Origin of the sequence: Nonomuraea sp. NPDC049625, assembly GCF_040675285.1 — a bacterium.
Classification (GTDB): domain Bacteria; phylum Actinomycetota; class Actinomycetes; order Streptosporangiales; family Streptosporangiaceae; genus Nonomuraea; species Nonomuraea angiospora_A.
Genome location: NZ_JBFAOQ010000012.1, coordinates 181,345 through 206,510, shown reverse-complemented (window position 1 = coordinate 206,510; position 25,166 = coordinate 181,345). Strand labels below are relative to the sequence as shown.

Here is a 25,166-nt window from a genome sequence, read left to right as displayed (position 1 = left end):
TGAGGCAGCCGCCGCGACGATCCTCGATATTCGAATCGTCGGCGCCGAAGGCCCTGTTGCCGCATCGGAAGTTCGGAATCCATCGCTTCCAGCCCGTGCGCTGTCCACTTCCCTTGCGGAACACGCCGACCGTTTTGCCGTCCGCGGTCTAGGGCGATATGCCGGGAAGGCTAGGATTCCGCGCATGCAGCGCCCCCTCGCCCACAAGTCGGCCGTCGGCCTGCTTGCCGTCCTCTGGCCCGGCCTCATCGGTGGCGTCGTGCTCGTCTGGCGGAACGATGCCGCCCCCTTTGAGATCTTCGCGGGGGTGTTCTGGAGCTCGGTCTGGTACTTCTGGCTTGCCCGGATCTGGCTGGGCGGCCCGATGGCGATCGGGCTGATGCGCAAGGCGCTCTTCGCGATCTGCCCGATCATGATCGCCGCAACCGCCGTGGCCATCGGCATCACCGACGGCGAGGTGTACCCGTCGCAGATGATCGGGGTCGCGGCCGCGTTGTGCGGGATCGTCGGCGGGGTGCTGCTCCGCCGGGAGGACGTCAAGAGATGGAGCCTGTCCACCGTCACGGCGAGGACGGTCCGTCAGCCGCCCGACGGAACCGCCTTCGACCTGCGGGCCGTCGCGCTCCGGCAGAACAGGGGCATGTTCGGCTGCCTGATGATCGTCGTCACTGTGCTCATGCTGCTCGTGGTCGGCGTCATCGGCGCGATGTTGCCCGAGGGCCGGGGGATGAACGCCCCGGACTACATCGCCTTCATGGTCGGTGTGGTGCTGGTGGTGATCGTCGGCATCACCGGATATATCCGCATAAATCACCAGGCCGCAGCCATGGGCGTCCTGACCGTGACCGAGCGGCACCTCAACGAACACCCCTGGCCCAGGCTCCGTTCGGTCACCCTGTCGTACAAGGGCGAAGCGGCGGTCGTGGACGGAGTCCGCAGGTACCCGTCGGCGCGGCTCGACCTGTCCCTCTACGACCAGCCGGACGAGCACCACCTCAGGCTGCCCGACGACGCCACCCTGCACGGCTCGATCGCGGCGGCGCTGTCGACGCACAGCCCCGAGGGCGTCTTCGTCGGCTGGGTCCCGCGAACCGACGCGACACATCCGGTCCGGTGAGTGCCTGAACGAGTTGACCTGCTTCAAACTCATCGCATACGGCTTGAGCTGGGAGTTCTCCGAAAGGGCTACGCGACTCGGTGGTACTCGTTGATCAACCCGTCGAGTAGCGTCCTGCGCTTGATCGGACCTTCCAGGGGTACGACGGTCCGCTCGTCATGATCGGGTGACAACTGCCGACAGGACCGGTGCGGGCGATGCCCGTTGTAGTGATCGGCATAATCGATCAGCACCAACCGCAGATGCCGTTCGTCGTAGATCAGCACTCAGCCCGCACGGTGCGCACCCATCGTTCGGCGTGGCAGTTCGCCCGCGGCGTCCACGGCGGCGTCTTCACCACCGCCACTCCCCCGTCGGCGAAAACCTCGTCGAAGACATCGGTCAACTTGGCGTCCCGGTCACGGATGAGGAAGCGGAAGGAGCCGATCCACCTCCCAAACTCCATGAGCGGGTTGCGAGCCAGCTGTGCCGTCCAAGCGCCCGGCGTCGCTGGGTTGTTGTTGCGATTGGAAAACGATCGAGGGGCAGCGCGGTCGCGCTGCCCCTCGATCGTTTCCACGCGCCTACCAGCGCAATTCCCCGCTTTCGTCGCGGAACGTTCCTGTTGGACCGTCCGCGTCGAGGGTTGCCAGGCGTACGACAGTTCTGGCGCTCTCTTCGGGTGACCTTCCGATTCCGAAGGCCGCGGTCATGTCGGTGGCGGTGGTGCCGGGCTCGATTGCATTGAACTTGATGCCCGGCTGGGCCTTGGCGTACTGAACCGTGAGCATGGTGGCTGCTGACTTGGACGCGGAGTAAAGTGCGAGGGGCAAGTGGAACTCCGGCCGCTCGGGGTTGTTCACTGCCCAAAATGACCCGGCGCTGCTCGAAACGGTGACCACGTTAGGGTTCGATGATCTGCGCAGCAGGGGAAGTGCCGCCTCCGTGACGCGCACGATTCCCACCGCGTTGGTGTCGAACACGCGGAGAGCCGTGGGACCGTCGATGACTCCGTCTCCCAAGATGCCCGCGTTGTGCACCAGAACGTCGAGCCGGCCCTCAGCCGCGTCGATCGTCGCCAGTGCGCTGCTCACCGATGCGTCGTCGGTCACATCAAGTTGAACGAATCGTGCGCCAAGTGCTGCTGCGGCCTTCTCGCCTCGTTCGACGTCACGCGCGCCGAGGTAGACGACGTGGCCCAACTCCAGAAGCTGTTTGGCTGTCTCGAAGCCGATGCCCTTGTTGGCCCCGGTGATCAGTGTGATGGTCATGCTTTTCCTTTCGACATATCTGGAGCGATGCCGCCACGGCCGGCGTCTGACAGCCCGGGCCGGCCGTGTCCGCCCGTGTGTTCGGCTTTCCGATCTATGCCACCGGCCCGGGAAGTCGAGCGCGATGCCGGCCTGAGCCATGCTGACGGCCGCCACCGCGTTCAACTGCGCCCGGTGCCGAGACTTGCAGTGACCCAGCGGCGTTCTCCGGGTTGCTGACGCCGATCGCGGAGGTCAGCCGGTCAGCTGCCGGTGTAGTTCGCCGGCATCGTGCAGGGCCGTCATATGCACGAACCGGCCGTCGCGGACCTGATAGATGGCGTACTCGACGATTTCGAACGAGGCGCCGGTGGGAGCCACACCGAGCCACTCCTTCACCGGAGTGCCCGTGTTGACCAGACGCGCGGCCAGGCGGTCACCGTCGAAGAGCAGTTCCTTGAGCTCCCAGTGCAGGTCCGGAACCGCGTCCACGTCAGCCTTCTGAACCGCGATGAGGTCGTCCCGGGTGGCCGGCTCACCGTTCAACGTGGTCCGGTCGTCGATGAACTCGTCCATGCCATCGAACCTGTGGGCGTTGAGCTCCTGGATGTAGCGCAGGTAGAACGCGCGTAGATCGCTGTCGGACATGAGATGACCCTTCTGTATGGCAGCCCCCGGGTCGGGGCTCCGACCACATGTCGTCAGGACTCGACGCCCTTCACGACCCCTGACGTTTCGTCTGTCAGATCTGGTTCAGGCCGCCGTCGACGTACAGGCTGGAACCGGTGATGAAACTGCTCTGCTCGCCGGCGAGGAAGGTCACGGCCGCGGCGATCTCCTCCGGGCGCCCGAGCCGGCCCAGCGGCACACGCGTAGCCAGGTACTGCTCGAACTGCTCCGGGTCGGGGGTGAGCCCCCTCAAAGCAGGGGTATCGGTCGGGCCGGGCGTGACGGTGTTGACCCGGATACCTCGTCCCTTGAGCTCGTTGGCCCAGGTCCGGGAGAACTGCCGGGTGGCGGCCTTGGTCGCCGCGTACACGCCGAGTCCCTCATCGCCGACGTCCACGTTGGTGGAGCCGTTCAAGATCACCGAAGCGCCGGCGTTGAGCAGCGGCAGCGCCTTCTGAACGGTGAACAGCATGCCCCGGACGTTGATACCGAAAAGGGTGTCGAAGTGCTCCTCAGAGACCTGCTCGAGCGGCACGAGCGCGGCGACGGAGGCATTCGCGAACAGGACGTCCAGGCCCCGTCCCCGGCTGCGGATCGTCTCATAGAGCCGGTCCAGGTCGGCCAGGTTCGAGATGTCGCCGGTCACCGCGGTCGCCGCTGAACCGATCACTTCGACGGCCGCGTCGAGTTCGGTCGTGCGCCTGCCGGTGATGAACACGTGCGCGCCCTCAGCCGCCAGTCGCACGGCACTGGCCAGGCCGATTCCGGTGCTACCCCCGGTGACGAGAGCGGTCTTGCCGTCAAGTAGCCCCACGATGATGCCCCCTTCGAGTTTTGCATCGATCGCTACAGAAGTCCGACGTTAGCACTTCTGTAGCGATCGCTGCAAAAGACGGTAGGCTGAAGGAGTGGGGAGAAAGCAGAGCGGCCCCATGGGCCGGCCGCGAAAATTCGACGCCGACGAAGCTCTCGAGCGCGCCGTGCTGACCTTCTGGGAGCATGGCTACGAGGGGGCCAGCACGGCCCACCTGGCGGACGCGATGGGCATCTCCACCACCAGCATGTACGCAGCCTTCGGCAACAAGGAACAACTGTTCCGCAAGGCCCTGGAGCGCTACACCGAGGGCCCGAGCGCCTACCTGGTGCAGGCTCTGGAGGAGCCGACCGCCCTCGGCGTCGCCACCGCGATCCTGGCCGGCACCGTTCGAACCACCACCCGCCCGGCCCATCCCCACGGCTGCCTGGGCGTCCAGGGCGCCCTGGCCGCCAGCGACTCCGGGCGCGAAGTCCGCGACCTTCTCGTCGCCTGGCGCAACAGTTCCTACTCCTGTGTTCGAGAGCGGTTCCAGCGAGCCGTCGACGACGGCGACCTTCCTCCGGAAACCGATCCGGGGCTCCTGGCCCGGTACGTCACCACTCTGGCGTTCGGTATCGCCGTGCAGGCCGCGAGCGGTGTCGGCCGCGACGAACTCCAGGAGTTGGCCGACGCCGCCCTACGCAACTGGCCGCTCTCCTGACGAAACACAGTTTCGTGCTGTGAGTTGGGGTTTCGCTGCACGATCAGAGCGGCGGCTGCCATCATCGCGAGGTGGTGTTGTCGCTTGTCTGCCGGTTGATGAGGGACCTTGTTCGGCCTGCTGGCGGTGCCGGTCCGCTCTGATGTGTTCAAGAACGTTGAGCTGCTGGTGCTTCGTCAGGAGAACCGAGTGCTCCGCCATCAACTTGGTGGCCGGCTCCGGTTTGCGGCGTTGTCCCGGCTGATCCACCGCCGCCGGTGGGCGGAGCTGTTCCCGCTCACCCCGGCGACAATCCTGCGTCGGCACCGTGAACTCGTAGCGCGTAGTGGACCTTCACCGGCAGGAGCCGCCCGGGACGGCCCAGCACCCGTCGGCCGGTCAAGGCGCTGATCGTGCGGATGGCGCGGGAGAATCCGATCTGGGGCTTAGGAGCTGGCGGCAGTTCCTGGCCGCCCAGGCGCACGCGATCGTCGCGTGTGACCTCCTGGTGGTCGAGACGGTACTGCTCAAACGGCTGAATGTGCTGGTCCTCATCGAGGTGGCGACGCGGCGTGTGCACGTCCCGGGCGTGACCACGAACCCGACCGGCGCTTGGACGGCCCAGCAGGCCCGAAACCTGCTCATGGACCTCGGCGAGCGGCTCGGCTCCCTCCGCTTCCTCATCCGCGATCGAGATGCCACGTACATCAGTATCTTCGACGCCGTTTTCACCGGCGCGGGCGTGACGGCGCTCTCGTGGCAACTGCTATTCCGAGCGATGGGTGCGCACCGTACGAGCCGAGTGCTACGCCTGCGCTACCGCGTCTTCCCCTGTGTGAACATCTCCTGGTGGGCTCCCCCGAACCGCAACGGACCTCGAACACCCGAAGTGTTCAGGGGAGCCCACCCGCACAGATGACACCGCCACCAGCGAGTCCTCCGATGGGCACTTTCAACGAGCAGAACTGAGTAGTTCAGCGAGCGCCATCAGGGACCGCTTCACGCCGTTCTTCGCCTTCTTCCCCGCGGTCCGCAAGCTGCTCTACACCACCAACCGCATCGAGGACCTGAACTATCAGCTGCGCAAGGCCACCAAGGCTCGCGGGCTCGTGCGTGGCAGTGCCGGAGGCGCTACGTGGTCACGGCTGAACAATGGTGAGCTTGATTGCCCCCGATCCGGTGATGAGCTTGCCTGTTGTCAGGCGATGGCGCCGAGCATGTAGCCGCCGTCGGCGAGGACTTCGGAGCCGGTGGCGAAGCGGGCTTGGTCGGAGGCGGCGAAAAGGATGAAGTCGGCGATCTCGTCGGGGGCTGCGTTGCGGGGGACGGCGAGGTTGTCGACGGGGACGATCGGGTTGCCGTCGGGGTCGTAGGCCAGGGGCGTTTCGATGATGCCGGGATGGACGGCGTTGACGCGGATGTTGTCGCGGGCGAGTTCTTTGGCGGCAGCGCGCATGAGCCCGCGCAGTGCCCATTTGCTGCTGCTGTAGGCGACGAGGCCGGGCGCGGCGGTGAGCCCGGCGATGGAGTTGACGTTGACGATGGCGCCGCCGCCGGCTTTGCGCATGGACGGGGCCGCAGCGCGGATGCCGAGCAGTGCGCCGGTGAGGTTGGTATCGAGCACACGCCGGAACTCGTCGAGCGGGATGCTCTCAGTGGTGCCGATGCGCAGGTAGGCGGCGTTGTTGACCAAGATGTCCAATGGTCCGAAGTGTTCCTCGGTCCGGGTGATCGCCTCGGCCCACTCTGTCTCGCTGGTGACGTCGAGGCGGACGCCGAGGCTGTTGCCGCCGACCTTCTCGGCTACCTCGTCGTAGCGGCTGCGGGACGCGGCGACGACGTTCGCGCCGGCCTGCGCGAATTGGACGGACAGCGTGGTGCCGAGCGCGCCGGAGGCGCCGGTGATCAGGACGGTCTTGCCGGTGAAATCGAACATGACGGGCTCCTTCAGTGGGAGGTGGAGGTGGTGAGGACAGGTGCGTGGACGACATCGTCGGCGTCGGTGGAGTAGGCAAGGCTTCGCCCGGCCTCCAGGGCTTCGAGGCGGCCGCGCAGGGCTGTGGTCGCCAGCTCGTAGGCGTCGGAGCCCAGCGTCAGGCGGAGCGGCGCCTCGGCCTGGTCGGCGGAGGCGATGATGGCCGCCGCCATCTTGACGGGGTCTCCTGGTGTGGGCAGCGGTGGCAGTTCGCCGGAGAGCACGCGTCGCAGCTGCCCGGACGGGCCGTCGGCGTATTCGGGCAGCGGTGCGCCGAGGACGGCGCTGCCGGCGCCGAAGTTGGTGCGGGACATGCCGGGCTCAACGATCGTGACGCCGATGCCGAACGGCGCGAGCTCGGCGGCGGACGACTCCCAGAATCCCTCGATTCCCCACTTGGTGGCGTGGTAGAGGCTCATGGCAGGGAAGGCGATCTGGCCGCCGACGCTGGCGATCTGGATATAGCGTCCGCCGCCCTGCCGGCGCAGATGCGGGGTGGCGGCGCGGGCGAGCTGGATCGAGGCGGTGAGGTTGGTCGCGATCTGCCGGTCGATCTGCTCGTCGGTGAGTTCCTCGGGTGCCCCGAACAGGCCGTAGCCGGCGTTGGACACCACGATGTCGATGCGGCCGAGGTCGGTGAACGCGCGGTCCACGACCTGACGCAGCGCTGTCGTGTCGGTGACGTCCAGGCGGGCTCGCCACAGTTGCCGGCCGTAGCGGGCCGCCAGGCCATCGAGGGACTCCAGGCGTCGTGCGGTGGCGGCGACCCGGTCTCCCCGGGCGAGCAGTTGTTCGGTGAGTTCACGGCCGAAGCCGGAGGAGGTTCCGGTGATGAACCAGGTGCGCATGAGGGCTCTCTTTCGTTGGTAACTAACTAGATACATTCATACGGCATGCCGTGCCGTATGTAAATCCCTGGATAGTTATGTACGATGGGTGGATGCCACCTGACGCGACCGAGACCAAGCGGCGACTCATGAAAGCGGCGGTCGACGAGTTCGCCCGGTACGGTCTAGCCGGTGCCCGGGTCGACCGCATCGCCGAGAACGCCGCGGCCAACAAGCGGTCGATCTACATGCACTTCGGCACCAAGGAAGAGCTGTTCGACAAGGTTGTCGCCGACACCTTCCTGGAGCTCGCGGCATCGATCCCCTTCGGCGACGATCACCTGATCGGCTACGCCGGCGACCTGTTCGACCGCCTGGAGAAGTGGCCGCACGTCCGGCGGCTCTACCTGTGGGCAGGGCTGGAACGAGAACAGTCCTTCGAGCCCGAGGTCGCGGGATACCGCGCGAGGGTCGTCGCGATCGCGGCCGCTCAGCAAGCGGGCAAGCTTCGCGCCGACATCCCGCCGGCAGAGCTCATGGCCATGGTGATCGGAGTGGTGATCAGCTGGGACAGCGCCGCCTGGTCGCTGAAGGCGCTGCAATCGGAATTCGGTTTCCACGATCTCGCCAGCCGCCGGGCCGCGGTGGTGAGCGCCGTGGCCGGGCTCGTTCAGCCACCCCGACCCCACTCCTGAGAACCATCCAACTACACGTGGAACGGCGCCGGCATCATCCGGGCCGGAAACGGCTGGATGACCGGCTGGCGTTGCGGGGCATCTTGTTCGTGCTCTACATCGCGGCAACGTCACCCGTGTTCATTGGGGAGGGTTGGTCGCAGGACACGAGTTGGACCGAGGCGCCGTCACTGCCCGAGCCGGCGAAGCGGGCAGTGCCAGCTCAGCCGCTCGGCCGAGTCGGGCCCGTGGCTGATGGCCGGCTCCGCAGGGCTCTGTCCTCTCAGCGGTACTTGTTCGGCGGGCCCGTCTGCGGTGCGACGAGCCCGCCGTTCGGCAAACCTCTCGACGTACCCGTCCCCGACGGGCAAAACCCTTTCAGCGAGCGAAACTCAGCGGAGCACGCAGGGACACCGAGCTCCGTCATCTGATGGGCCTTGCGAAAGACCTCGATCACGGCGGCCGGCGTGCCGATATCAGACGGCGGGTCGCCGCCCACCGCGATAAAGTCCGCGTCGTAGCCAGGCGTAATCCTGCCCCTGCGCTCTCCCGTACCGCGGCCCGCGTCTCCTCGGGGTGTGTATGGGCCTCATCGTCAACCCCCGATCTTGGATGAGACCGTCTCGGGGCCCTGAGGAACGTCCGGGATCGGATCGGGCGCTGGAGTCGGGTCATGAGCAGGTCGTCAACACTTCTTCAGGTTGTAGAACGTGCCGGGCGACCTGTAGTAGTGGGTCCGATACCCACCAGGTCTGATGGTCCAGCACGGTCCATTGGGCCACCAGGCGATCCTCGCCCGCACTTGCTTCGTCTGCCCGCACTTGTTCTTGATCGTGACGCTACGGTAGAAGCCGACGTCGTTGATCCAGATGTCGTAGCAGGACACCTTCGCGCCAACCCTGCCTGACAGGTTCCCGGACCGCGCGGCTGGTGCCGTGGCACCGTCTGTGCCGGCGTGAGCAGTGCCCACGAAGCCGACTCCGGCGAGGGCGCCGGCCAGCACGAGGGCTCCCCCTATGATCGCGATACGCACAGTGTTTCCCTCCTTTTGTCGGGGCGCCGGCGTGGGTTAGCCGCAGGCCTTCGGAGTGGTGCCGCTGCCCTTGTTGGCGCGGCCGATCCCGGTCGTCACACTGCCCGTGGCCTTGGCGCAGACGCCGCTGGGGGCGTAGAGCATGTTGCCCCAGTGGTGCCCGCCGTTCCCGGGGCGGTAGCTGAAGGATCTGCTCGTCTTGCTGGTAAAGACCGTGATGGCACCGGAACCGCTCTTGGCGACCGATACCTCGCCCCAGTTGGTGCCGCAGCGACGAGAGTAGAACAGCCAGATCGTGCCCAGGCTGTCGCCCACCTCGTTCTTCAGCGAGGCCTTCTTCCCGGTGTTCACCTTGGTGCTGGCGCACCCGGTCGTGTAGGGGTCCTTTCCGTCGTAGGGGTGAGCGCTCGCTGGTGCTGTGGTCATCACGACCGATGAGATCGCCGCTACGGACACCGCAACCGCTGCTCTATGGATCTTCACGTCGAACCGCCTCCTTTGCGACAGGCCCAGGCATGCAGGACGGCCAGAAAGCACTCCGCATGCCCAGGGGTTCTTTTGGTCGACGACGGTTTGCCACCACCGTGGATGGGTCCTATTCGAACCCGGGTACCGTCGCCGACGGACTGAAAACGCCCCTCACCACGTGGCCATGTGTCGACGCCGGCTTGAAGCAGGTGCCCCTTCCGGGCCACCGCCTGAGCACGACGCGGGCCACTCAGACCATGCGATGGGGTTGCGGATGAGCCGTTGTAGCCAGTTCTCACAACGGGCCCATCGAGATCTTCCGAATGAAACCGCAGGTGAAGGGCTTACCGGACGGCACCTGACCGACTCGGACAGCCACCGGCCACCTGCGTCGACAACCCTGCGGGTCAAGCCAACTAGTGGCAGGCGACGCCCGTGAGGCTACGACGACCGTTGTAGCTCTCGTGAGGGCCAGTGGCGTCCTCGTGCATGGCGTGGATGCTCACGCACAAGTTCTTCCCGTAGACCTTGACCGGGCCGGCGTAGTACTTGAAGCTGCCCTCTTCCCGGTCGTGGTTGTTCTTGATGGCGTCCTCGGCGTAGCGCTCGTTGTACATCTCGATGGACAGCGGGGTCTTCTCGCCGTAGCGGGCCTGTCCGGGGCGCTTGACCAGGGCGGCGCAGTTCCAGCCGCTGGCCGGGTTGTAGAACAGCTTGATGTCGCTGCGGTAGTAGGTTTCGCCGGTGAGCAGGTCCTTCAGCGGCACTCGCCAGCTTCCCACGAGGTTGCCGCGGCAGCCGTACGCGCCCGCGTTCGCCGCCGACGGAACCGCGATCGCCGTCGCCGAGACCGTCGCTGCCGCCGTGAGGATCGTGAGGATTCTCTTGAACGTGCTGTTGCTCATGGTGTGACGGCGGGCCTGCTTGTCCGATGGGGCGTCGCCCGGCCCGTGGTCCCGTCTCTGGGCATGCGCCGTTTTCCCTGTCTACCCTCTGGGACATTCGCCGCGAAAGTCTGTGCCGAAATGCACACTGAACCGTCCTTTTTTCGTTCGCGGCTCGGGGGTGCACCGGTGCTCACCCATACAGGATCAGGAGGGGTTCGGTGGCACCTTCTTAGCCGGCAGGCACACCTCGTCGGCCGGGCGAGCCGTTGCGCACGCCGAAGTGCATCCCGACTCCCATCGGACTCATACAGCGGCTTCGCTCAGGCGGTCGTTGAGGAGGCGTCCAGGTTCCGGCCGTAGTAGTCGGGAAGCCGAATACCACCCGGGGTGGTCAGCGGCTCAGGTCGGGCCCGCGATCGACGTCGCGGCCGGGCGGCGGCCGGTAGGCCTGGCAGCTTGCACGCTCGTGCTGCCGCCCGGGTGTAGAGCGGGGGGTCGTCAGTCCGGCTCTCGGCCGACAGCCAGGTCGCACTCGACCGCGAAGAGGCACAGCAGGGGCGGCTGCGGCGCTACTACCGCCTGACCGACGACGGCGCCGAAGCCCTGCGCGTGGAGGCCTGCGCCTGCCGGAAAGTCCATCCATGCAGTTCAAGCGGCATGTGAGTACTCGTGGAGAACCTCGCCGAGCCGATCTCGTCGGCGTATATTCAGGTTATCGACTCACTTCGGATCCGTGATCGGATCTGGGACGGTACGCAGCGGAGCCCTTGAGCCCGGGCTTGGTGGGCTCGGCGCTCGTTGTAGAAGTGTTCGTACTCGCGCAGGGCGTGCCCAGGTGGCGTTCGTTCCAGATCAGGCAGCGGTCGAGCAGTTCACGGCGGCACGACTGCACCCATCGCTCCATGACCGCGTTCATACGCGGCATCCGGGTGCCGGTCCGCACGGTCTGGATGCCGGCGTCGGACAGGATCTCGTCCATGAGAGCCGGGAACTTGGCATCCCGGTCTCGGATCAGGTAGCGCGCCCGGCCCGTTCAAGGTGATGTTCTCGATGAAATCGCAGGCCAACAGGGCGTCAACTGGCGAGCGCAGGAAGTCGGCCCACGTCGTGGACGCCCTCTCGGGCGCCGGATCAAGCCCTTCCCGCTTGAGGATCTCCCAGATCGTGGACGGGGCGATCTTGATGCCGAGCGTGGTGAGTTCACCGTGCACCCGCCGATATCCCCACGAGGGATTTTCACGAACCAATCGCAGAACGAGGACACGAATGGAGCGAACCGTGGGTGGGCGCCCTCGCCTGTTCGGCCGGCAGGTCTGGGCGTGACGCCGTTTCATCAGATCGCGGTGCCCCGGACGAGCAGCCGTACCTGGCGTGGGACCCCCGTGGCAGCGATGTCAGCAGCGCGGCCAGGAAGGCTCGGTCCTCGGGCATGAACCTCACTCTGGCATCGGCGCCGAGTTGCCGTTCAAGCACGGTGATCTGATGGCGCAGGGCGAGTATCTCGACGTCCTTGTCCCGATTGCCCATGGATAGCAGCCGCAGCGCGGCGAAGGCGTTCGTAACGGTGACATAGGCCAGGCGAAGGAGCACGGCCGATCATCATGCCGCACCCCCTCCTGAAGATCGGAACTCGCGCCACGCCACGCGAAGCTCTCACAGGGTGGATGTAATTATCGGCAGGCGCACAGGTGGAGTTGACGGATGCCGCCTTCGGCTCCGATCTTGGTGGTGCAGAATGCTCAACCATGACGGCTTTGTGCGCACTAGCCGGCGGGCGGGACACTCCGTCCCGTTTGCAGCGTCTTTGGGCGAAAGCATGAGGTGGCGGCTCGCAGCCTCAATCGTTTGCGCGCTGGTCGCTGCGGTGCTGGCCGTCGCACAGGTCCTCGCCGCGCACCGCTTGGGCATCAATGTATGGACGACCGCAGGGGGTTCGTACTCGGAGTACATCGACTGGGACCACGCAGTAACTCGTTCCACCTGGTATCCGGTCGCTTCCACACTGGTCGCCTCCGCGATCACGTACCGCGTGTTTCAGCGTGCGCCGTGGTCGTGGCTGTGGCTGCCGCCGGCGGCTTGGCTCGGCTCCTGTCTGACCGCTACCCCGCTTCTGTACGGCCTGGCATCCGCAGCGCCGGAAGACGGCATCAACTCCAGCCCACTCGAGGTGGCCTGGGCGACCATCTTCGGCGGCGTGATCGGCGTCGCCGCTGCGATGGCGGCGCTGCGGTATCGGGAGATCAGGGTCGGCCTGCTGGCCTACACCTTGTGGGTCTCCCTCCTGGAATTCGCCAGACCGTGGTGGTGGGACAGGGCGCCCGCCTTCGACCCCATGCTCACGGAAGGCGAGCTGAGTAGCAAGACCGGTCAGTACGTGGTGGAGGCGAACTTCATCGAGGCCGGTGGGATAACTGCCGGGCTGATCGGACCAGTCATGGTCAGCGGAATCATCGCGGCGTGGGCGGCGGCACAGCACGGCCGATGGAAGCGCGGTGTCCAAGCGGGCGTGGCCGGCCCGCTTCTGCTCTCCTCTGTCTACCTCACGATCGACCCAGGCTTGGACAACCAGGACAGCATTCAGGCCACTCTGTGGGCCTACTCCCTGTTGGCGGTGGTGATCGGGCTGTGCGTCAGCTTGCTCACCGCCACCGTCGCCCAGATCATCGCGAAACGGAAACAGGCCGGTGTCTGTTAGTTCCGGACCCCAAATCCGGCTGTGAAGGAGGGAGGCGGCGGGCGGGATTGGCGGCCAGCAGATTTCTCACCGACATTTCTCGACTGCATTGGCCCAGAATGCTGTCCAAACTGATGTCCTCTGTCATCGACAGGCTGACCAATGTCACTGGAAGTTGATGGCCATAAGGTTCATGCCGCCATAGTTTGACCGAGAGGCTCCGGTCGTCATGAGTGGAAGTGGAGAACTCCCTGACAGTCATACGAGAAGGGATGGCTCGCCTCGTGGGAGAGGTTCCGTGAGACGTGTTCATGTGATCGCTATTGTCGCGGGAACGATCGTCACTCTTGGGCTGGCAGTCGTCATGATCTTCATGACGGCCAGAGTGCTCACAGCGATGACCGGAGCGCCCCGATCTGAGCCGCACGTGACGTCCTTTGCGCTGCTGCCCGTGCTTGAGACGTCCTCCATTCCCTGCGCTACGGGTACGGTGGGCGCTCTCGACGGCACCTCGTGTTACAAGCTCGGCCAGGGCATGACCGACATCACAGCAGAGAAGGCGGCAGCCGGCCTGTCCGGAGGGGTGACCTGGGTAGTCCAAGTCACGCTCAACAACACCGACAGTGCCAAGTTCGCCGCGCTGACATCGGCCCTGTACCAGCTACCCGCCCCGCGGAACCAGCTCGCCATCGTCATCGACGGCAAAGTGGTCACCGCACCGGCCATTACACAGCCGATTTCTGGTCCCGTGCTGGAGATCAGTGGTGCCTTCACCCAGAAGGACGCCAGCGACCTAGCCCGCCGGCTGACTGGCGTGCCTGACTGACCGATGCCTTCGCCAACCTATGTGATTACGCACTCTGAGTCGCAGGAAGGTGCCTGGGAGACGCAATCAGGCTTCGACGAAATCAGCGGCCCGCGCGGCGGTTTCCCGTTCGGCGGTGCGGAGGAAGCCGGCGACCTTGCCCGGCATGTCGAGGGCGACTGACAGCTCCGGGGACGGGCTGTCTCGTCGGGGGGGACCATGACACTGACGGCGAGCAGGTTCATCGACCGGGCCAGACTGCACGGGCCCGTCACCCCGCTGATCGAAATCTTCGGGTAATCCTGCGTGGCGGTCATCGGAGGGGAGAGGATTCCGGCGCCGGGGCGCTCCTCGGCGAAGCCGGGCGCTACGAGGCGGCGGTGGGAGGCCACATCATCGATAGCCTCCCACTCCATGAATCCGCTGTATCCGTTGATGTTGGTGGCGGCGGTGGCCAGACCGACCGCGGTGGCCACCGAGAAGTGGTGCCTGGTGGTGGCCACGGCCGGCGATGGTGTCCTGCTGCCCAGTGCGCGCTGCACCCGCAGGGCGTCCAGGGCGCCGGCTCCCTGCCCGCCGTTGGAGATCGGCACCAGCAGCCCGGGGCCGCCGTGGTCTGTGAGGCGGCCCGCCGCAGGCGCGTTCCCGGGTTCCGGTGCGCGCCTGCTGCCAGGGATGTCAGTGCTGGCCCGGCAGGTCACGGAGAAGCGGCCCTACGCGAAGGTCGCCAGGGCCGCGCACCGGGCGGACCGCGCTCCCGGGAACTTGGTGGCGCTGCTGGAAGGGTGGCGGGTCTCGGAGTTGGCGCGGCTGCGCCGGCCGCCGACGCGGACCACGGGCGCGCGGGGATCGTGAACGTCACCAGGCCCTCGGCGACCGCGACGCCGCCCTCCGCATCACCGGCGCAGAGCTGGTCGAGGTCGGCGCGCAGGGGCTTCGCCTCCGCAATCGTTGTCTTGGATTCTTTCCCTCTTCTCGCAGGTCAGAGCGAGATGATCTTTTAAGGCGCGTTGGCTGGCGTTGAAGGCATGTTGCATCGATGGCGGAACCGATGTCGGCGCTGGGGCTGGCTTGGTCAGCGGGTGCGGCGGCGGGCGGGGTCGTGCTCGGCGGTGATGCGAGCGGTGATTTCTTCGCCCAGGCGGATGTCGTGGCCGGAGGCCGGCCAGGTGAGGTGTTCACGATAGGTTGGACCAGCGGCTGAGACTAGGCTACGAAGATCGCTTCCCTCGAGGGCGCCGATCGTTTCTCGCCACCGCCGCCCCATGAGGCCCTCGGCGATTCAGTGACGCATGGCACGGATCAGTACAGGCATCGCGACGAGCAAGGCGACTCCTCTCAGCGCCCCCGCGACCGGGTACGGCGCGCGCAGCCCGAACGCGTGCGCCACCAGCCCCCCGGCCAGTGCCCCGAGCGGGATCAGCCCCCAGCCGAGCATCCTGTAGACGCTGTTCACCCGGCCGAGCATCTCGGACGGCACGATCCGTTGCCGGAGGCTGACGGTCACGATGCTCCAGAGCGTGATCACGAAGCCGTTGACGGCTAGCAAGGCGCCGAGCACGATCACGTTCGGGCTCAGCCCGATCCCGACGAAGATGACGACGTTCGTGATGAGCGCGGCAAGGAGCGCGGAGAGCTCGCCCATCCTCTGGACGAGGCGCGCGCTGACCAGCCCGCCGAGCAGACTGCCGATCGCGGCGCCGGCGAGCAGCAGCCCGTAACCGGGCGTATCCAGGCGCAGTGTCTGAGTCGCCAGGAGGACCAGGGAGACGTTGCCGAGCTGAAAGCAGAAGGTGTTGACGCCGAGCAGGATGGCGAGGGTACGCAACAGCCGGTGACGGGCCAGCCAGCGCAGGCCGTCCGCGATCGCCGTCCGCATCGGTGGATGTTCGATTCGCTCGCGCCTGCGCCTGGGCAACGTCGCCAGCAGCGCGGCGGACAGGGCGAACGAGGCGGCGTCCACACTGAACGGCAACGCCACGGCGACCGCGAACAGCAGGCTGCCGGCCGGTGGCCCCGCGAACTGCAAGCCGACCGTGGTGATGACCTGCTGATGGCCGTTCGCCTTGTGCAGCAGCGACTCGTCGACGATGTCCGGCAGCACCGCCTCGGCGGCGTTGGCGAAAACGACCGTACACGCTCCTAGCCCGAAGGCGATGATGGCGAGCACCGGGATGCCGATCTGGCCGAAAGCGGCAAGGACCGCGATGACAGCGGCGATCAACGCCTGGATCGCCTGAGCGCGCCACATGAGGGCGACGCGGTCGTGCCGGTCGACGAGCGCGCCGGCGGGCAGGGACAGCAGCAGCCAGGGAAGGTATGTCGCCGCGGACACGATCGACACGAGCCGGGGGTCGCGTGTGACCGTGACGGCCAGCAGGGGAACAGCCGCGGCGAACGCCCCGTCGCCGACGCTGTTGACACCGGTCGCCCACCACAACCGCCAGTAGCCCGCAGACAAGCGTGGCTCGGTCTCACGTTGCGTCATGTTCCGTGCCATGTGGTGATCTTCAGCTGCCGGGCGCCGTCACGACAGTATTTAGGCGAGTGCTACATAATCGATCTGTGGCGCTGATGATCGATCTTGGTGTGGCCGAGTTGGCGGCGACCCGGTTCGCGATCTCGCCGCTGTCGGAGACCGTGTCCGGCTTGCAGCAGCTGGGTGATCTTGATCGGAACCCGCTCCACCTGCGGTGGCTGCGGTGGGCGGCGGATGAGCTCGCCAGAAATCCCCTGGATCTCTCGTATACATGGCCGCTGATCGTCAGCGACCGGCCGAACTGGCCGGAGTTCCTCGTTCCTGCCCCGCTCGGCTCGGGGGCATCCATCGACGACGACCTTGCCGCGTTGCGCAGGACACCCGCATCTCAAGTGCGGATCAGCCTCCGGCGCGTGTTCGGCGAGGACCTCCCCGCCCCGGCCGCCGCGCTCGCTGAACAGCCGGCGGCAGGGCTGCGTGCGATCGCCGCGGAACTGCGTACGGCGCACGACCGGCTCATCGCGCCGCACTGGTCACGGATCCGGGCCGTCCTCGATGCGGATGTCATCCATCGGGCCAAGCAGATGGCTGCGGGCGGTGCCGAGAGGTTGTTCGCCGATCTGCATCCGGATCTGCGCTGGCGCGATGGCCGGTTGATACTTGGGGGAGCACGCTGGCGGGTCGAGCGTGTCGTGGAGCGCGGTCCGGGTGGGCTGGTGCTCATGCCGGTGGTTCTCGGCTCACCCTACGTGCTGATCAAGAAGAGGACGTCCACGCAGACCACAGTGCGCTATCCGGCACGAGGCGTCGGGGCGCTGTGGACCGCCGGAACGCGGGCACCCGCGGGCAGCACGGTCCGGCTGCTCGGTCGGGCGCGCGCCGAACTGCTTGAGGCACTGCGGTCCCCCGCAACGACGACGGACTTGGCCCGAGTACTCGGGATCACGCCCAGCGCCGTGTCACAACACCTCCGCGTACTGCGCGAGAGCGGGCTGGTCACCCGCGAGCGATCCGGGCGCAGCGTCTTGTATATGACGACTGCTCTTGGGGCTTCCCTGAGCGGGACAGTCATCTAGGAAGTATCCCGTGGATCATTGAACCGGGCCACGGAGCCACATCCTGATCGAGACGACGTCGACAGCCCTGGTAGATACGTTCACGCTTGTCAGTGCGGCGGGCGCGCCGGGGAAACGGATCAGCCGCGAGGCTGACACCACACCCCGGTCCGACCCAACCCTGTTGCAGTTCCGGCAGCAGCCTCGCCGAGCGGGAACATCCGGCCTCGAAGATGTACCCCGGGGTGGCGGTCGGATGGTGCGAACTGGCGGCTACACACCCCGGCTTGTGCGAGATCGCCCCGAGTGACCTGCTCCACCAGCGCATCCAGCGCCGCGAGCAGCCCGGGGTCGGCCTGCTCGGCGGCGCTTGCGACTGCTCCGGAGCGGCGCATCCGGCCCTCGGCCGGCGGACGGCACCCCTCGTTTCGAGGCGGTCTTACATGGAGTAGGCGCCGGAGGCGAGGGCGATGACGCCGACCACGGTCATCAGCAGCGCCGAGCCGGGGTGCATGGCGATCGAGATGCGGATGTCCTGCTTCTTCCAGGCGAGCCAGACGCCCGGGTAGAGGAAGACGAGCTTCGACAGGACCGTCCAAGGGGCCCAGAAGTGGTACACCGAGAAGAAGAAGGTGTTGAAGAACGGAGCCCACTTGCCGAGCTGCGGGAGGCGGGGCAGCAGGAAGCCGCGGAAGTAGTACTCCTCGAGCAGGGGCAGGGTGAAGCCGGTGAACGGCGCGCAGATGAGCAGCGTGGTGAGCACGAGCTCCTGCGGGTAGCCCTGGAGGTAGGTGGTGCCGTCGGGGCCGGCGCCCTGGTAGTCCACCCAGGTGAAGAACCAGTCGTAGACGATGTTGTCCAGCGGGGTCAGCGAGAGCGAGACCACGGTCATCCACACGAGGCACGCGGCCCCGAGCCAGAAGACCTTGCCGCGCGAGAGCGGCTTGTCGCGGTAGTGGACGACGCCCTTCATCGTGAAGCGGCCGGTCTGCTTCTTGCCCAGCCACAGCAGGAACAGTTGGAGCGGGAAGAGCACAACCGCGAGGGCGATGGCCCAGGCCAGGAAGATCGGGAAGTCGATCGCCCGGACCAGGGGGGCGGCGATGAACGCATACACCGCGACGATGACCGCGCCGGGCACCAGGTGCAGTGCGATGGAGAACGGGACGGAGTGACGGTCGGCGAGGAGCTTGGCGACGAAGCCTTTCGGCTGGGCGCCTTGGGTGTCGGCCGGGGGCTGCATTGCTGTATCCATGTCGGGAAGTGTGGCCCCGCGACTTGACACGGACCTGACGTCACTCTGATACGGCTTCGAGTCACCGTGAAAGGCGCAGGTCACGGCGGGTGCGGACCGGGCGGGAGCTCAGCAGGCGGCGGTCTGCACCTGGCCTTCCTTCGGGAGTCACCCGCCCGCGTGCTGAACAGCACGGGCTCTGGTCCCGTCTTGGCTGTGCGCCACGGCGCGAAGTAGGCCATCCTCGCCGCGCTGCACGCCAGCCGAAGTCCTCCAATGTGCGAGGTTACGGCGACGGGAAACCAAACGGCCTGATCAGCTCCATACTCACCGGCGCGACTCCCTGGCCGGCACGACTCTGATGGCCAGCGCGCCCGATCCCGCGACCGCAGCCACACGCCCTGCCCGGCACGCACCCCCCGCGGCACAGCGCGCGGAGGGACCGCTGCTGGCCGACGAGCGGCGCGGAGCAGAGGTATCGCCGTCACGCTGGAAGCGACGTCACGTCAACGTTTTGCCCATCAGCGTGCAGACTGTCTCATAGCGTCGGATCACACCGTCTGGGCCTTCGGCATCCCATGCGGCAGGCTTGCGGCCATGAGCAACGTATCCGAGTCGTTCGTACAGCGCTCTCGCACGAGGATTGCTTTCCTCAACGCTTAGCTCCGCGCGCTGCAGCCCCCTGGCGATAATGCGCTGCTCGGCCGCATGAATCAGAACAGTCCCGATGCCGCAGGACTGCAGAGCGGGGAGCACAGCCAGTTGCCATAGAGTTCCCGCTCCTGGGCTTACCTCATAGTCAACACCGCCGATCGCCACCGGCCAGTCAGATGGGGGACAAACGGCCAAGTAGTCCACGACGCCGCTCCGCGAGCGCTTGAGCTCTCGCGCGACCTGAGTCAGGTGCAGAGCCGAACCGGACCACGAACACCACTGCAGATCCTCCTGGGTCAGATCACGCACTGACAGACTTATTACGACTGCCGACATCGACAACACCTCCCTGCCGAACAGCGTAGAAGGGTTCTACAACCGTCGGCGCCTGCACTCGGCGCTCGGCACCCGGCCCCCCTGGAGGTACTCAAACGAGTCCCTCTCAGCCCAAACAGCCGCATAGGCTACGCCCGTAAGACGGCTGTCCGGAATCACCGTGGCCCCTCAACTGGTGAAGCCGCACGGTGCGTCCCCTAACCCGGCGAAGGCTTTCGATCATGGAGCTAGCCTGGTGGGATGGAATGGGATCCGGGCGAGCTTGTCGCGAAATACGACGTACCAGGCGCACAGGTCGCCGTGCCGGCCAACGGGAAATCCAGGACGAGGCTGCGGGCGTGCTGAGTCTGCGCACCCAGGTCGAGGCCGCGACCGAGTCCCTGACCGCCCGCCACCTGCTCACCCACACCGGCGGTATCAAGGCAACCATTTCACCGACACCGGTCGCAACGATGACGCGATCGAGAAGTTCGTCGCCACCCTCGCCAAGGTGGACCAACTCCTCCCGCTCGACACCGTCTTCTCCTACTCCAACAGCGGGTACGTGGTGCTCGGCGTACGCCTGAGGAGCAAACTCGGCACCTACCTACGGCCGAGCGTCCTGCTGATCGACGAAGTGGGCTACGAGATCCTCGAACGCGGCGAGGCCAACCTGGTCTCCCAGGTGATTTCCAAGCGTTACGAGAAGGGCTCGATCATCCTGACCTCGAACAAGAGCTTCAGCGAGTGGGGCCAGGTCTTCGCCGACGAGGTGCTGGCCACCGCCATCCTCGACCGGCTCCTCCACCACTGCGATGTGATCTCCATCAACGGCCCCAGCTACCGGCTCAAGAACCGGCTCAAGAACCGGCTCAGGAACATCGAACAAGCCACTGAGGTCGCCTGAGCGCTTGTCTTCAACTCTCCATAGATCCAACTGATCACGGGAACGCACCGAGCTGTCCGCGGGCCTTCAGGCGCTCGATATTGCGGTGCCTCCTCGTGCCGCGCTCACCTGACTAGCTCGCGTGGGGGAGGCGGTTCATTCTCACAGGTGATCTTTCATCCTCGGTGCCCGAAGAGACTGCCGCCATGGCGATCAAACTGCTGCACGCGGCCCCAGCCACCAGCGACACCGAACAGCCCGTCCCCCGATGGGCACTCCGTGTCGCCTACGCGCTCCCTTGGCTGCTGCTCCCTTCGTGCCTGTGGAGGCTGCCGTTCGCCTTTCACTTCGACATGGGACAGCTCAACGACGCGCCTGTATCACCGTTGTGGATCACTATCCCCTATGTCTTCGGGCTCAGTGTGATCACCGAGTTGGTGGCGCTGCTCAGCATCGGTCTGGTGCGCGGTTGGGGCGAGGTGGTCCCGAACTGGGTCCCGGTCATCGGCGGCAGACCTGTGCCGACCATGGCGGCGGTCGTCCCGGCCGTGATCGGTGGGCTCCTCATGACCGCGATCTCGGTCTGGATGGTGCTCGCCTGGGTCGGCGTCTTTGACCGCACGGCGTATGAGAACGGCTGGTGGCAGGCGCTGGCAATGGTATGCATCACCCCGATTGCCCTGTGGGGGCCGATAGTGCTCGCCCTGGCCAACGCCTACCACCTGCGCCGTCACCCCACCCGCGGTCAGCGGATGCCTTCATGACGCCCCGAGCCTCCGTGGGGAATCGCTGGAGACAGCCGCTGCGCTGGTGCACTTGTCTCCGTACTTCGTGGAGCACTCAAAGAAGTACGCGGACACAGCGCGACCCGACCGGCCGTCCCCCTGCAACACCGCGCCCTTCGCCTGGTGGCGAAACTCGGCACGGTGATCCGGCTGCGGACTTCACGGTCCCGGAGGGAAGACGCCCTGGCCCGGAGTGAGGATTCCGTCGGGGTCGTAGCGTTCACGGGCCGCCTCGAAGTCGGCCCATGCGGGGCCGTAGTGGGTGCGCCACTCCTCAGGCGTGGTGGGTATGGAGCCGACCGGGTACTGGTAACCCCCGACGGCTCGGGCGCGCAGGTAGAGGGAACGGTTGGCCTCCACCATGTCCTGCGGGCTCTCGGCTCCGGGTGAGGCGGTTCTGAGCAGTGTGAAGAGGAAGACCGTCTCCTCGTCGGGCACGCGCAGCAAGGGCAGGTGCAGGCGGGCGCGGGGGAAGGGATAGAGCAGGACCACGCCGCTGGCGCCGACCTCGGTCTCGGTCAGGTCCTTGATGGCGGTCTCCACGAAGGCGTCGGTGCGGCTCGCGGGCAGGAACATGTTCCACCAGGGGTGCGGGCGGTACCACTCGCCTGTGGACTTCAGATAGGCGACGCCCGTGGCGAGCCGGTTGAGGAAGTCGAAGTAGGACATGTCCTGGATCTGCCGGTCGCCGGGCTGGTCGCCCAGACCGTCGAGCAGCCTGGCGTCGTCGGGCGGGGTCGTGCCGTTGAAGAAGGCGACCGCTTCAAGCTGGTAACTCCAGTCGGCGGAGTCGGTCGGCAGCCCGAGCTCTCCCTCCACGTAGGCGAAGCGGCCGTCGTTGACCACGCGCCGCTGGTCGGCGGTCAGCGCGGCGACGCTCGGGTAGGAGAGCAGGTAGTGGCGGACCGTCGCGGGGGCGGGCAGCAGGCGCACGGTGGCCTTGGTGATGATGCCGCACTGTCCTCTTCCGGCCAGCGCCGCGTGGAAGAGGTCGGGGCGCGACTGCGCGGAACACCTCCTCAGGCTGGCCTCCCCCGTGACGACCTCCAGCTCCACGACGCTGTCCGCCTGGGATCCGTGGTGGTGGGTCTGGCCGCCGAGACCGCCCACCGAGAGCGTGCCGCCGACCGAGAGCTCCAGGTAGTCGGTGAAGACCGGAGGGGTCAGGCCGTGGGCCAGGGTCGCCTGCGCCAAGCTGCTCCAGAGCGCGCCCGCCTCCACGACGGCCGTGTCCTCCCGCACCTCAACCGCGTTGAGCGGGGTCATGTCGATGATCAGACCGCCCGCGACCTGGCCCTGACCTAAGGTGGCGTGTCCCTGGCCGCGTGCGGCCACCTGCAGGCTGTGCGTCCGGCAGTACTTCATCATCGCCATGATGTCCGACACGGCGCCGGGCTCCAGCACGGCCCCGGGGGTCCGATGGATCAGGTGCCCGAAGTCGTCGGCCGCCTGGCCGCGCGAGGCGGGATCGGTCACCACCTTGCCCTTCAGCGGCGGCAGGTCGACCATCCCCTGAGACTGGGCGGCGTCGGTGACCCATGTGCGCGTTGACGGGTCGAAGCCGACCACGGCAGCCCCCGCTGTGAGGAACGCCTGTCTCCACGGATACCACGTCATACCCGATCCTTTCGCAGCGCGGTCACGTCGCGTCGATAATCGCCGACGGCACCCGGCGACGCTACCCGAACGAAACCGGATGACAGCCACAAAAGGGTTACTACGGCGCTGCGGGCCTCGTCGGGCGAGCCGTGGGGCAGCGAGCATCATCGGGGCAGGATGGACCGATGAGTTTCGCGTGCCCGGCCGGCCTACATCGCCCTCGCCCCGCGTGGTCGCATTGTCGCTGCAACATGCTGTGAGGATCAGCCCACGTGCCACACGTGAAAGAAAGATCATCTCGCCCTGACCAGCGAGAAGAGGTCGTCAACTCTTCTACCTTGCCCCCCAGTGACGCCGACCCGAGAACCGGGCCGACATGGCGGTCGAGCTGTACTGGTGATCGCGATTTGACCTCGAGTTCGGTTGAGGTTGCATGCTGAGACCGACATCAGCCGAACAGGGGAGAGTGTTGTGCGTGCGGTGTGGTTGAAGGAGTTCGGCGGGCCCGAGGTGCTCGTACCTGGAGACGCCCCCGATCCGGTCCCGGGGCCGGGGCAGGTGTTGATCGACGTCGTCTACGCCAACATCACCTTTGTGGAGACCCAGTTCCGGTCGGGTGGCCCGTCGCCGTTCAAGCCGGAGCTGCCAATGATCCCGGGCAACGGCGTCGGGGGCGTCGTCACGGCGGTCGGCGAGGGCGTCGACTCCGGCCTGGTCGGCCGTCGGGTGGTGACCTCCACGGGGGGCTCCGGCGGTTATGCCGAACGGGCCGCGGTGGATGCCTCCGGGCTCTTTACTGTCCCCGACGGCCTGGAATTGGACGACGCGGTCGCGGTCTTGGCCGACGGGCGTACCGCGACCATGATGATCCGGGCGGCCGCACCACAGCCCGGGGAACGGGTTCTGGTCGAGGCGGCGGCCGGCGGCGTGGGCTCGCTCCTCGTGCAGCTCGCCAAGTCGGCGGGCGCGACCGTCGTCGGTGCGGCCGGGGGCTCGCGCAAGACCGGTGTGGCCCGCGACCTGGGCGCCGACGAGGTGGTCGACTACACGGCTCCGGGCTGGACCGACGAGGTCGACCCTGTCGACGTCGTTTTCGACGGGGTCGGCGGCGACATCGCTCGGGCCGCCTTCGAACTGCTCGGCCAGGGCGGGCGGATGGTCAGCTTCGGGCTGGCGAGCGGAGAGTGGGCCGGCATCGAGGCGGAGGCCGCTGTCGCGCGCGGTGTCACGCTCGTCCAGGCGAAGCCCACCCCGGAGATGATGCGCGAGTACACCGAGAGCGCCCTCGCCGAGGCCGTGGGCGGACGGCTGCGGCCGCTGATCGGGCAGCGCTTCCCCCTCGACCGGGCCGCCGCCGCGCACGCCGCCATCGAGTCGCGCGCCGGCATCGGCAAGACCCTGCTCGAGGTGCGCTGATGCTCAAGGTCGGCGTGAACCTACCGTCGTTCGGCGTGGATGAGACCGCCGGGGTGCGCGAGCATGCCCGGCACGCCGAGGGGCTCGGCCTGGAGTCGATCTGGGTCGGCGACCATCTGATCCCGGTGCGGCCGTTCCTCGACAGCACCATAGTGCTGGCCACGGCCGCCGCCGTCACCGAGCGCGTCAAGATCGGCTTCGGGGTGATGGTCTTGGCGCTGCGCCCGGCCGCCTGGGCCGCCAAGCAGATCGCCAGTCTGCAGCACCTGTCCGGCGGTCGGGTGCTGCTCGGCGTCGGCTCGGGCGGCAGCGTGCACGGCGACGCAGCCTGGCGGGCCGTCGGTATCCCCTACGCCGAACGCGCGCAGCGCACCGACGCCGCCCTGGAGATCCTGCCGAGCCTGGTCGAGGGCAAGCCCACGAACGTGAACGGCGAGATGATCACGCTCTCTCCGGGCGCGACGATGCCGCCCGTCCTCATCGGCGCCGGCCCCATGCGCCGAGCCGCCCGTTTCGCCGACGAATGGTATCCGGCGTTCTCCACGCCGGCTGAGATCGCCGAACAGACCCGCCAATTGGCCGGCCTCGCCGCCGAATACGGCCGCCCGGCGCCGCGCGTCACGATCGGCCTCAGCATCGGTCTCGGCGACCTGCCCGCGTCGGTGATCGACGCTCAGGCCCGGTCGCTGATGGAGTACGGGATGACCGAGGAGGAGGCCCGTGGTGGCCTGGTCACCGGCCCACCCGCCGCGGCCGCCGAACGGCTGGCCGCACTCGCCGAGGTCGGCGTGCACCGCGTCATCGCGATGCCGTTCCCCGCCGACCGCCTGCGCCAGAGCGAGCTGCTGGCCGAGACCAACCGCCTCCTCAACCCCTGAAGATCTGGACC

General features: G+C 67.0%; 28 protein-coding genes and 1 pseudogene. 12 read left to right on the top strand and 17 right to left on the bottom strand.

Annotated features, from left to right (window positions below):
• Positions 1-184: 184 nt before the first annotated feature.
• Positions 185-1,117 carry a hypothetical protein gene (locus AB0J87_RS41555; RefSeq protein ID WP_363975435.1) on the top strand — a complete coding sequence of 311 codons (933 nt, stop codon included), beginning with the start codon at positions 185-187 and terminating at the stop codon, positions 1,115-1,117.
• A 68-nt stretch (positions 1,118-1,185) separates the two neighbouring features.
• Here the strand turns inward: AB0J87_RS41555 and AB0J87_RS41550 are convergent, their stop codons facing one another.
• From AB0J87_RS41550 to AB0J87_RS41530, 5 genes are all read right to left on the bottom strand, one after another.
• Positions 1,186-1,383 carry a hypothetical protein gene (locus AB0J87_RS41550; RefSeq protein WP_363975432.1) on the bottom strand — a complete coding sequence of 66 codons (198 nt, stop codon included), beginning with the start codon at positions 1,381-1,383 and terminating at the stop codon, positions 1,186-1,188.
• On the bottom strand, positions 1,377-1,676 hold the full coding sequence (locus tag AB0J87_RS41545) for a hypothetical protein (protein WP_363975429.1): 300 nt from the start codon (positions 1,674-1,676) through the stop codon (positions 1,377-1,379). Before AB0J87_RS41545 ends, AB0J87_RS41550 begins: the two co-directional genes overlap by 7 nt.
• A gap of 4 nt (positions 1,677-1,680) precedes the next feature.
• Complete coding sequence (locus AB0J87_RS41540) at positions 1,681-2,367, bottom strand: SDR family NAD(P)-dependent oxidoreductase (protein ID WP_363975426.1); 687 nt, start codon at positions 2,365-2,367, stop codon at positions 1,681-1,683.
• A 234-nt stretch (positions 2,368-2,601) separates the two neighbouring features.
• A complete protein-coding gene (locus tag AB0J87_RS41535; protein ID WP_350736209.1) occupies positions 2,602-2,994 on the bottom strand; it encodes an ester cyclase in 393 nt (130 codons plus the stop codon).
• Between the two features lie 94 nt (positions 2,995-3,088).
• The gene (locus AB0J87_RS41530) at positions 3,089-3,829 is read right to left on the bottom strand and encodes an SDR family oxidoreductase (RefSeq protein ID WP_363975422.1); all 741 of its coding nucleotides are present in this window, start codon (positions 3,827-3,829) and stop codon (positions 3,089-3,091) included.
• Between the two features lie 94 nt (positions 3,830-3,923).
• Between AB0J87_RS41530 and AB0J87_RS41525 the strand changes: the two genes are divergently transcribed.
• On the top strand, positions 3,924-4,532 hold the full coding sequence (locus AB0J87_RS41525) for a TetR/AcrR family transcriptional regulator (protein ID WP_363975419.1): 609 nt from the start codon (positions 3,924-3,926) through the stop codon (positions 4,530-4,532).
• 277 nt (positions 4,533-4,809) lie between these two features.
• Here the strand turns inward: AB0J87_RS41525 and AB0J87_RS41520 are convergent, their stop codons facing one another.
• Positions 4,810-5,274 carry a hypothetical protein gene (locus tag AB0J87_RS41520; RefSeq protein WP_363975416.1) on the bottom strand — a complete coding sequence of 155 codons (465 nt, stop codon included), beginning with the start codon at positions 5,272-5,274 and terminating at the stop codon, positions 4,810-4,812.
• 208 nt (positions 5,275-5,482) lie between these two features.
• Between AB0J87_RS41520 and AB0J87_RS41515 the strand changes: the two are divergent.
• Positions 5,483-5,617: pseudogene (locus AB0J87_RS41515) on the top strand (transposase); the annotation flags it as partial.
• A 92-nt stretch (positions 5,618-5,709) separates the two neighbouring features.
• On the opposite strand, the gene AB0J87_RS41510 reads toward AB0J87_RS41515, so the two are convergent.
• The gene (locus tag AB0J87_RS41510; RefSeq protein WP_363975413.1) at positions 5,710-6,447 is read right to left on the bottom strand and encodes an SDR family NAD(P)-dependent oxidoreductase; all 738 of its coding nucleotides are present in this window, start codon (positions 6,445-6,447) and stop codon (positions 5,710-5,712) included.
• 11 nt (positions 6,448-6,458) lie between these two features.
• Positions 6,459-7,334, bottom strand: coding sequence for an SDR family oxidoreductase (locus tag AB0J87_RS41505; protein ID WP_363975410.1), 876 nt, complete (start codon positions 7,332-7,334; stop codon positions 6,459-6,461).
• 92 nt (positions 7,335-7,426) lie between these two features.
• Between AB0J87_RS41505 and AB0J87_RS41500 the strand changes: the two genes are divergently transcribed.
• Entirely contained in the window at positions 7,427-8,008 is a 582-nt protein-coding gene (locus AB0J87_RS41500) for a TetR family transcriptional regulator (RefSeq protein WP_363975408.1), read from the top strand.
• Between the two features lie 664 nt (positions 8,009-8,672).
• Here AB0J87_RS41500 and AB0J87_RS41495 read toward each other — a convergent pair.
• From AB0J87_RS41495 to AB0J87_RS41475, 5 genes are all read right to left on the bottom strand, one after another.
• Positions 8,673-9,020 (bottom strand): hypothetical protein, encoded by a 348-nt coding sequence (locus AB0J87_RS41495; RefSeq protein ID WP_355199773.1) that lies wholly within the window; start codon positions 9,018-9,020, stop codon positions 8,673-8,675.
• Positions 9,021-9,056: 36 nt separating this feature from the next.
• A complete protein-coding gene (locus AB0J87_RS41490; protein WP_363975405.1) occupies positions 9,057-9,446 on the bottom strand; it encodes a DUF2690 domain-containing protein in 390 nt (129 codons plus the stop codon).
• Between the two features lie 458 nt (positions 9,447-9,904).
• Positions 9,905-10,393 carry a hypothetical protein gene (locus AB0J87_RS41485; protein WP_363975402.1) on the bottom strand — a complete coding sequence of 163 codons (489 nt, stop codon included), beginning with the start codon at positions 10,391-10,393 and terminating at the stop codon, positions 9,905-9,907.
• 694 nt (positions 10,394-11,087) lie between these two features.
• On the bottom strand, positions 11,088-11,354 hold the full coding sequence (locus AB0J87_RS41480; protein WP_363975399.1) for a hypothetical protein: 267 nt from the start codon (positions 11,352-11,354) through the stop codon (positions 11,088-11,090).
• Positions 11,355-11,611: 257 nt separating this feature from the next.
• Positions 11,612-11,965: a hypothetical protein gene (locus AB0J87_RS41475; protein WP_363975396.1), complete on the bottom strand. Its 354-nt coding sequence runs from the start codon at positions 11,963-11,965 to the stop codon at positions 11,612-11,614.
• 226 nt (positions 11,966-12,191) lie between these two features.
• Between AB0J87_RS41475 and AB0J87_RS41470 the strand changes: the two genes are divergently transcribed.
• The 3 genes from AB0J87_RS41470 (at position 12,192) to AB0J87_RS41460 (ending at position 14,709) form a co-directional block, all read left to right on the top strand.
• Positions 12,192-13,070, top strand: a complete 879-nt coding sequence (locus AB0J87_RS41470; RefSeq protein ID WP_363975394.1) for a hypothetical protein — start codon at positions 12,192-12,194, stop codon at positions 13,068-13,070.
• Positions 13,071-13,347: 277 nt separating this feature from the next.
• A complete protein-coding gene (locus AB0J87_RS41465) occupies positions 13,348-13,875 on the top strand; it encodes a hypothetical protein (protein WP_363975391.1) in 528 nt (175 codons plus the stop codon).
• 393 nt (positions 13,876-14,268) lie between these two features.
• Positions 14,269-14,709: a hypothetical protein gene (locus tag AB0J87_RS41460; protein WP_363975388.1), complete on the top strand. Its 441-nt coding sequence runs from the start codon at positions 14,269-14,271 to the stop codon at positions 14,707-14,709.
• A gap of 427 nt (positions 14,710-15,136) precedes the next feature.
• On the opposite strand, the gene AB0J87_RS41455 is transcribed toward AB0J87_RS41460, so the two are convergent.
• On the bottom strand, positions 15,137-16,342 hold the full coding sequence (locus tag AB0J87_RS41455) for an MFS transporter (RefSeq protein WP_363975385.1): 1,206 nt from the start codon (positions 16,340-16,342) through the stop codon (positions 15,137-15,139).
• A gap of 86 nt (positions 16,343-16,428) precedes the next feature.
• Between AB0J87_RS41455 and AB0J87_RS41450 the strand changes: the two genes are divergently transcribed.
• Positions 16,429-17,409, top strand: a complete 981-nt coding sequence (locus tag AB0J87_RS41450) for a metalloregulator ArsR/SmtB family transcription factor (RefSeq protein WP_363975896.1) — start codon at positions 16,429-16,431, stop codon at positions 17,407-17,409.
• A gap of 418 nt (positions 17,410-17,827) precedes the next feature.
• Here the strand turns inward: AB0J87_RS41450 and AB0J87_RS41445 are convergent, their stop codons facing one another.
• Positions 17,828-18,643 carry a CPBP family intramembrane glutamic endopeptidase gene (locus tag AB0J87_RS41445; protein ID WP_363975382.1) on the bottom strand — a complete coding sequence of 272 codons (816 nt, stop codon included), beginning with the start codon at positions 18,641-18,643 and terminating at the stop codon, positions 17,828-17,830.
• Positions 18,644-19,123: 480 nt separating this feature from the next.
• Positions 19,124-19,585: a GNAT family N-acetyltransferase gene (locus AB0J87_RS41440; protein WP_363975379.1), complete on the bottom strand. Its 462-nt coding sequence runs from the start codon at positions 19,583-19,585 to the stop codon at positions 19,124-19,126.
• Positions 19,586-20,102: 517 nt separating this feature from the next.
• Here AB0J87_RS41440 and AB0J87_RS41435 point away from each other — a divergent pair.
• Both AB0J87_RS41435 and AB0J87_RS41430 read left to right on the top strand, forming a co-directional pair.
• On the top strand, positions 20,103-20,498 hold the full coding sequence (locus AB0J87_RS41435; RefSeq protein ID WP_363975376.1) for an ATP-binding protein: 396 nt from the start codon (positions 20,103-20,105) through the stop codon (positions 20,496-20,498).
• Positions 20,499-20,683: 185 nt separating this feature from the next.
• Positions 20,684-21,241 carry a hypothetical protein gene (locus AB0J87_RS41430; protein ID WP_363975373.1) on the top strand — a complete coding sequence of 186 codons (558 nt, stop codon included), beginning with the start codon at positions 20,684-20,686 and terminating at the stop codon, positions 21,239-21,241.
• A gap of 180 nt (positions 21,242-21,421) precedes the next feature.
• Here AB0J87_RS41430 and AB0J87_RS41425 read toward each other — a convergent pair whose 3' ends face one another.
• A complete protein-coding gene (locus tag AB0J87_RS41425; protein ID WP_363975370.1) occupies positions 21,422-22,879 on the bottom strand; it encodes an FAD-binding protein in 1,458 nt (485 codons plus the stop codon).
• A 453-nt stretch (positions 22,880-23,332) separates the two neighbouring features.
• Between AB0J87_RS41425 and AB0J87_RS41420 the strand changes: the two genes are divergently transcribed.
• A complete protein-coding gene (locus AB0J87_RS41420; RefSeq protein WP_363975367.1) occupies positions 23,333-24,277 on the top strand; it encodes a zinc-binding dehydrogenase in 945 nt (314 codons plus the stop codon).
• A complete protein-coding gene (locus AB0J87_RS41415; protein WP_363975364.1) occupies positions 24,277-25,155 on the top strand; it encodes an LLM class flavin-dependent oxidoreductase in 879 nt (292 codons plus the stop codon). The genes AB0J87_RS41420 and AB0J87_RS41415 overlap by 1 nt, the downstream gene beginning before the upstream one ends.
• The last annotated feature ends 11 nt before the right edge of the window (positions 25,156-25,166 follow it).

Coding starts and splice junctions, on each gene's coding strand:
- AB0J87_RS41555 (WP_363975435.1), top strand. CDS start 185: ATGCAGCGCCCCCTCGCCCACAAGTCGGCCGTCGGCCTGCTTGCCGTC.
- AB0J87_RS41540 (WP_363975426.1), bottom strand. CDS start 2,367: ATGACCATCACACTGATCACCGGGGCCAACAAGGGCATCGGCTTCGAG.
- AB0J87_RS41535 (WP_350736209.1), bottom strand. CDS start 2,994: ATGTCCGACAGCGATCTACGCGCGTTCTACCTGCGCTACATCCAGGAG.
- AB0J87_RS41510 (WP_363975413.1), bottom strand. CDS start 6,447: ATGTTCGATTTCACCGGCAAGACCGTCCTGATCACCGGCGCCTCCGGC.
- AB0J87_RS41505 (WP_363975410.1), bottom strand. CDS start 7,334: ATGCGCACCTGGTTCATCACCGGAACCTCCTCCGGCTTCGGCCGTGAA.
- AB0J87_RS41500 (WP_363975408.1), top strand. CDS start 7,427: ATGCCACCTGACGCGACCGAGACCAAGCGGCGACTCATGAAAGCGGCG.
- AB0J87_RS41490 (WP_363975405.1), bottom strand. CDS start 9,446: ATGACCACAGCACCAGCGAGCGCTCACCCCTACGACGGAAAGGACCCC.
- AB0J87_RS41485 (WP_363975402.1), bottom strand. CDS start 10,393: ATGAGCAACAGCACGTTCAAGAGAATCCTCACGATCCTCACGGCGGCA.
- AB0J87_RS41480 (WP_363975399.1), bottom strand. CDS start 11,354: ATGGACGAGATCCTGTCCGACGCCGGCATCCAGACCGTGCGGACCGGC.
- AB0J87_RS41470 (WP_363975394.1), top strand. CDS start 12,192: ATGAGGTGGCGGCTCGCAGCCTCAATCGTTTGCGCGCTGGTCGCTGCG.
- AB0J87_RS41460 (WP_363975388.1), top strand. CDS start 14,269: ATGAATCCGCTGTATCCGTTGATGTTGGTGGCGGCGGTGGCCAGACCG.
- AB0J87_RS41455 (WP_363975385.1), bottom strand. CDS start 16,342: ATGACGCAACGTGAGACCGAGCCACGCTTGTCTGCGGGCTACTGGCGG.
- AB0J87_RS41450 (WP_363975896.1), top strand. CDS start 16,429: ATGATCGATCTTGGTGTGGCCGAGTTGGCGGCGACCCGGTTCGCGATC.
- AB0J87_RS41445 (WP_363975382.1), bottom strand. CDS start 18,643: ATGGATACAGCAATGCAGCCCCCGGCCGACACCCAAGGCGCCCAGCCG.
- AB0J87_RS41430 (WP_363975373.1), top strand. CDS start 20,684: ATGGCGATCAAACTGCTGCACGCGGCCCCAGCCACCAGCGACACCGAA.
- AB0J87_RS41425 (WP_363975370.1), bottom strand. CDS start 22,879: ATGACGTGGTATCCGTGGAGACAGGCGTTCCTCACAGCGGGGGCTGCC.
- AB0J87_RS41415 (WP_363975364.1), top strand. CDS start 24,277: ATGCTCAAGGTCGGCGTGAACCTACCGTCGTTCGGCGTGGATGAGACC.